Source organism: Pseudomonas sp. (assembly GCF_026224925.1).
Taxonomy (GTDB): domain Bacteria; phylum Pseudomonadota; class Gammaproteobacteria; order Pseudomonadales; family Pseudomonadaceae; genus Aquipseudomonas.
This window is the reverse complement of sequence record NZ_JAMFRV010000390.1, coordinates 1-3,179: the sequence shown is the minus strand read 5'-3', so window position 1 is coordinate 3,179 and position 3,179 is coordinate 1. Positions and strand designations below refer to the sequence as shown.

Here is a 3,179-nt window from a genome sequence, read left to right as displayed (position 1 = left end):
GAGCGCGGTTCGACGCCGCGTAATGCCGGTTCAAAAATGGTGGTCAGTGCCGAGCGCATCTTCGAAACCATCGGCGGCGGCCACCTGGAATACAAGGCCATGGAGATTGCCCGCGAGATGCTCGCCAGCGGCAGTCAAAACACGCGACTGGAACGGTTCAGCCTCGGCGCAAGCCTGGGCCAGTGCTGTGGTGGGGTGAACGTGTTGCTGTTCGAACCCATGGGCCAACCTCAGGCGCAAATCGCGGTGTTTGGTGCAGGTCACGTGGGACGCGCACTGGTGCCGCTCCTCGCGAGCTTGCCGTGCCGGGTGCGCTGGATCGATTCGCGGGAAAACGAATTCCCCGCACAAATACCCGAAGGCGTGTTGCGCATCATCAACGAAGAGCCTGTGGATGAAATCGAGCAATTGCCCAAGGGCAGTTATTGCATCGTCATGACCCACAACCATCAACTGGATCTGGAACTGACGGCGGCGCTGCTCAAACGCAACGATTTCACCTATTTCGGCTTGATTGGCTCGAAGACCAAACGGGTCAAATTCGAGCACCGCTTGCGTGAGCGTGGCTTCGATGCGGCCTTGTTGCAGCGTATTCGCTGCCCAATGGGCTTGGCTGAAGTCAAAGGCAAATTGCCCATCGAGATCGCCGTGTCCATCGCCGCCGAGGTGATCGCCACCTACAACGCCAACTTCGGCCAACACAGTGCCGACGCAACCCCTATTGCCCACTTGCTGCCGGTATCCCGCCGCAGCCAAGCACAACAATGAGAATGTTATGACTTCCGTTTCTGCCAGTACCGTTGAAAGCATTAGCAAGAAAGCCTACCGCGCCGCGATTCTGCACAGCATTGCTGACCCCGCCGAAGTGGTAATCGAGGCTTCTTACGAGTATTTTCCCGACGGTTTGCTGGTGGTTGAGGACGGCAAAATTGTCGCCCTTGGCCACGCCACTGATTTGCTTGGCACCTTGGGCAGCGATGTTGAGGTGACCGAATACCCTGATGCCCTGATCACCCCCGGCTTCATCGATACCCACATCCATTTGCCGCAAACCGGGATGGTCGGCTCGTATGGCGAACAGTTGCTGGATTGGCTGAACACCTATGTTTTTCCGTGTGAAAAGCAGTTCGCCGACCCCGCGCATTCCGCAGAAGTGTCGGATATTTTCATCAAGGAATTACTGCGCAACGGCACCACCACCGCGCTGGTGTTCGGCAGCGTGCACAAGGCCTCGGTGGAAGCGTTTTTCAGCGCAGCAGAAAAGCTCAACCTGCGGATGATCGCGGGCAAGGTGATGATGGACCGCAACGCGCCGGACTACCTGGTCGACACCGCCGAATCCAGCTACACCGACAGCAAGGCGTTGATCGAACGCTGGCACGGCAAGGGTCGTTTGCACTACGCCGTAACACCGCGCTTCGCCCCCACCAGCACCCCGGAACAGTTGGCGTTGGCCGGGCAGTTACTCGGTGAATACCCGGACGTGTACATGCAGACGCACATCAGCGAGAACCTACAAGAAGTCGAGTGGGTGAAGGCGTTGTTCCCAGAACGCAGCAATTATCTGGATGTGTACGACCACTTCAAATTGCTCGGTGAACGCTCGGTGTTTGCCCACGGTGTGCACTTGTGTGATGACGAATGCGCGCGGTTGGCCGAGACCGGTTCAGCGGTTGCGTTCTGCCCGACGTCTAACCTGTTTCTCGGCAGCGGCTTGTTTGATTTGCCAATGGCGGAGAAGCACAAACTGAACATTGGTTTGGGCACGGACGTGGGTGCTGGCACCAGCTTCTCACTGCTGCACACGCTGAACGAAGCGTACAAGGTGATGCAACTGCAGGGTGCCAAACTGAACCCATTCAAGTCGCTGTACCTGGCAACCTTGGGCGGCGCCCGGGCCTTACGCCTGGAGGACAAGATTGGCACGTTACACCCAGGAACTGAGGCGGACTTTTTGGTGCTCGATTACAACGCCACGCCGATCCTGGCCTACCGCTTGAAACAGGCACAGAACATCGAAGAGACGTTGTTTGTCTTGACCACGCTGGGGGATGACCGCACGGTGCTGGAGACCTACTCGGCTGGGCGGTTGGTGCATAAACGGGACTGAACCCAATCTGTAGGGCCGAATTCATTCGGGAAAGGGCCGTACCTGATAAACCGCCTTCCCGAATGAATTCGGTCCCACAGAGTCTCGACATGACGCGGGATCTAGGGCAATCCACAAATTCCGGTGGGAGCGAACAAGTTCGCGAAGGGCTTGATGCGGTGTAGTGCCTTACACCGCCTGATTACGACCTGGCTTTTTCTTGGTCAGCATCAGGTGCGAGAACACTGCGTGCAGGTCGTCTGAGGCGCTGTCTTCGTCGAGGTTGAGCTTACTGTCGATGTGGTCCATGTGGTGCATCATCAGGTTCACAGCCAACGCTGCATCGCGGGCTTCGATGGCATCGATCAACTGATTATGCTCATCGTAGGAACAGTGCGAGCGGTTGCCGCTTTCGTACTGGGCGATGATCAATGAAGTTTGCGACACCAAACTGCGCTGAAAGCTGATCAGCGGCGCATTCTTCGCCGCCACCGCGAGCTTGAGGTGAAACTCACCCGACAAGCGAATCCCGGCACCGCGATCCCCACGGGAAAAACTCTCGCGCTCGTCGCTGACCATCTGCCGTAACTCGGCAAGTTGTTCAGGCGTTGCGTGCTCAACCGCCAACTCAGTGATGGCTTTTTCGACCATGCGCCGGGCGAAGAACACCTGACGGGCCTCCTCAACACTGGGGCTTGCGACCACCGCGCCGCGATTAGGCCGCAGCAGCACAACGCCTTCGTGGGCCAAACGTGACAGTGCGCGACGAATGATCGTGCGGCTGACCCCGAATATTTCGCCCAGGGCTTCCTCACTCAGCTTCGTACCGGGCGCCAGACGCTGCTCGAGGATAGCCTCGAAAATATGCGCGTAAACGATATCGTCCTGGGTTCCGGTGCGGCCAGCCTTGACGATGCGTGGCTGTTTTTTGAGGGGCTGCAACTGTTCGTTCATGGGCACTCGTGGGGAAGTCACAGAAAAGTACCAAGACATTGTACACAGTGCTTGGGTTGTGAATAGCCACCGTTGTACTAACCGCGTTATGCATACAATCTAAAAAATCTTCTGCACAAACGATAAAACATTATTT

Annotated in this window: 3 protein-coding genes; 2 read left to right on the top strand and 1 reads right to left on the bottom strand. The window is 57.1% G+C overall.

Translation table 11 applies throughout. The annotated features are described in order from the left end of the window. A partial coding sequence (gene xdhC, locus M0974_RS16995) for a xanthine dehydrogenase accessory protein XdhC (protein WP_297839093.1) occupies positions 1–768 on the top strand: 768 nt, incomplete at its 5' end. A 7-nt stretch (positions 769–775) separates the two neighbouring features. Continuing rightward, the gene (gene guaD / locus M0974_RS16990; RefSeq protein ID WP_297839092.1) at positions 776–2,110 is read left to right on the top strand and encodes a guanine deaminase; all 1,335 of its coding nucleotides are present in this window, start codon (positions 776–778) and stop codon (positions 2,108–2,110) included. A gap of 168 nt (positions 2,111–2,278) precedes the next feature. Here the strand turns inward: guaD and M0974_RS16985 are convergent, their stop codons facing one another. Continuing rightward, positions 2,279–3,043: a GntR family transcriptional regulator gene (locus M0974_RS16985; protein WP_297839091.1), complete on the bottom strand. Its 765-nt coding sequence runs from the start codon at positions 3,041–3,043 to the stop codon at positions 2,279–2,281. Positions 3,044–3,179: the final 136 nt, after the last annotated feature.